General features: G+C 60.7%; 2 protein-coding genes and 3 pseudogenes. 3 read left to right on the top strand and 2 right to left on the bottom strand.

All coding sequences use genetic code 11. From position 1 onward, the window contains the following. Positions 1-824, top strand: an 824-nt coding sequence (locus DH08_RS30260; protein ID WP_246801056.1) for a chloride channel protein, incomplete at its 5' end; no start/stop codon positions are given. Positions 825-1,122: 298 nt separating this feature from the next. Here DH08_RS30260 and DH08_RS30255 read toward each other — a convergent pair. Further along, a pseudogene (locus tag DH08_RS30255) lies at positions 1,123-1,362 on the bottom strand (transposase); the annotation flags it as partial. Between the two features lie 498 nt (positions 1,363-1,860). On the opposite strand from DH08_RS30255, the gene DH08_RS30250 reads away from it, so the two are divergent. Further along, positions 1,861-2,046, top strand: coding sequence for a hypothetical protein (locus tag DH08_RS30250; RefSeq protein WP_192182916.1), 186 nt, complete (start codon positions 1,861-1,863; stop codon positions 2,044-2,046). Between the two features lie 21 nt (positions 2,047-2,067). Further along, positions 2,068-2,199, top strand: a pseudogene (locus tag DH08_RS30245) (transposase); the annotation flags it as partial. Positions 2,200-2,297: 98 nt separating this feature from the next. Here the strand turns inward: DH08_RS30245 and DH08_RS35875 are convergent. Beyond that, positions 2,298-2,537, bottom strand: a pseudogene (locus DH08_RS35875) (hypothetical protein); the annotation flags it as partial.

Here is a 2,537-nt window from a genome sequence, read left to right as displayed (position 1 = left end):
AATGCCCCTTCCGACAAAAAGCTCCGGTTACGCCAAAATTCTTACCCCAAGCTTTTTCCCGCTCCCGCACCTATGAGGCGCGCACCAACGGGCTGGTGCTGACGGCGGTGATCCTGGCTGGCCTCGCCTCGCTGGGCCTGCTCGGCAACTACACCTATTTCGGTGTCTCGGAGGACACCATCTCGTTTGCCGCCGAGTGGCCGCTGGTGCTTGGCTGCGGCATCATTGGCGGCGGCCTCGGTGCGCTGTTCTCGCTGCTGGCGCTGAAGATAACACGGCGGATCCGGCGCTGGCATACACAGCAACCCCTGCTGCGCGCCTTGCTGGTGCCCGCCGTCTGCGGACTTGCGGTGGCGGGGATCGGCATCGCGTCGGGCGGGCTGACCTTCGGCACCGGCTATGTGCAGGCATGGGGCGCCGTCGAGGGCGTGCCGCTGCCCTGGTTCTTCTTTGCCGAAAAGTTCCTGGCCGGGCTGCTGTCGATGGTCTCGGGCATTCCCGGCGGCATCTTCGCGCCGTCGCTGGCGGTCGGTGCGGGCATCGGAAGTTCGCTCGGCCTCATCCTCGGCGCCAGCACCGGAGCGGCAGCGCTGCTCGGCATGGCCGGCTACTTCGCCGGCGTGGTGCAGGCACCGATGACAGCTTTCGTCATCATCCTGGAAATGACCGGGAACCACGACAACGTCATCGCGCTGATGTTGGCCTCGATGCTGGGCTACGGCACCGCGCGCATGGTCTCGCACGAGCCGCTTTATCACGTGCTGTCGCGGGTCTTCATCGCCGAAGCGATCCGGCGGCGTAGAGCAGAGGCCCTTCCGACATGATTGAACGTTATTCCGACGGCCGCCGCATGGTGGGCCGCGTTCTGCAGCAGGGAGGAGAGTAAGAAGAGAGCGCTACCGCCTTTCCCCACATTCGGAAACCCTGCGATATTTTCTACGGTGTGGGGCATGATGGACTTGTCTCGGTGCTGCAAAGATGGGGAACGGAAATTTGACCCGAAGCCGACGTACGTTTTCCACGACTCGAACGACAGCTTTGCGCCCGATGTCGTTGAAAAAGTCGGCCGCGTCTCGGCCACGACATCGGCCGATGTTAGGTTTTGGGTAGACGTCTTCCGCCTTATGCCGGCGTCGGCCTTGGCACCGGGATCAGCTTGGCCAGTTTCCGGAGGTTCTGGGCGGCGGCTGCCAGGTGGAATTCGTCTCGGGCGCCATTCGGTCCCCGTAGTCGCAGGCGATCGAGTTTCAGGATGCGTTTGAGGTGCGCGAACAGCATCTCAACCTTCTTTCGCTCGCGGCGCGAGGTCACATAGGCGTCGGTGGCGGCGATATCACGGGCCATGTCGCGCGCACCCTCGTGGCCGTGATACAGGAAGCTGTTCTACGCCACCAACTATCTGATCGATATGGACCACGCCGTCATCGTGGACGTCGAGGCAAGCCGTGCCATCGCCAGTGGGCGTGTCCACCACTTTCTCATTCTCTTGGCGAAGGAGACCACGCATCTTCGCCACGAGCGCGTGCCTCGCCGCACGCGGGACGAGCATGTTTTAGTCGGGCCATGGACAAAGGACATGGGCAGCATATCCCGACAATCGAAATCAGCGAGGAGCCGGGCAAGAGTATGGCGGGATGGCTAACCGGCGTCGCCGGATGGGCGACAGGGTAGCGGTCTTCGGGCAAGTTGCCGGGTTCGGATCAATGAAATTATCGGTGAGCGACTGGTCATGAAACGAGGTAGAACTATATTGTCCAGCATAGGCAACAAGAGTTAGCTATGACTAAATTACCTTATGCTAAAGGTTTGCTTCCTGAGGAGAATCCGAGAGATTTCACACGGAAGGAAGCTAAGGACAGGATGACGCGAGAAGACTGGAGCGAAAAGCATGATGCTTTCGAGGAGCACCTCGCAATCATAATGGACAAGGCTACCGACGACATCGCCGCCATCCTAAGCGCCGGCGACAAGTTCGTGATCGACATTCGCATAGCGGTCTGGATGTGCTTCGCGGTGTTGTGCGTGATCGCGTGGCGCGTCTGGTGATCCGCACCACTTGTTGGAGGATTTCGAGGCGCCTTTTGGGGGCAGCGATATCCGGCGATCACGCAGCGCTGGCGGCGCAACTGGGAGCTTGTCGTGCCGTTCTTCGCTTATCCCGAGAGCGTGCGCCGGATCATCTACACCACAGATGACATCAACAAGCGCTTTGTCAGCTCATGTGCTATTTTCTCTCGGCACGGACGACCACGTCGCAAAGAGCGGTGCCTGAGGATGAAAGTGCCGCCGTGCAGCCGTCATAGCCGTTCCTCCTTTGTGGCGTCCGTGCGCCGCTTCGGCCCTCTTAATCGCCCTTGGCGGGCCATCAGCTCATAGGCGTGCTCAGCATGCTCGGCCGCAGCCTTCTCTCGGTTGCGCAGTTCCTTGACATTGTAGGCGTAGGCTGAATCGCGACGACCAACACCGCGATCGGGAGCGGGAAAAAGCTTGGGGTAAGAATTTTGGCGTAACCGGAGCTTTTTGTCGGAAGGGGCATT

The organism is Mesorhizobium amorphae (assembly GCF_014843845.1).
Lineage (GTDB): Bacteria > Pseudomonadota > Alphaproteobacteria > Rhizobiales > Rhizobiaceae > Mesorhizobium > Mesorhizobium amorphae_A.
Note: the sequence above shows the minus strand (reverse complement) of the source record. Positions and strands in the feature narration are given on the sequence as shown.

Bases quoted from the DNA above. Each gene is read 5' to 3' on its own strand.
- DH08_RS30250 (WP_192182916.1), top strand. From the start codon at position 1,861: ATGACGCGAGAAGACTGGAGCGAAAAGCATGATGCTTTCGAGGAGCAC.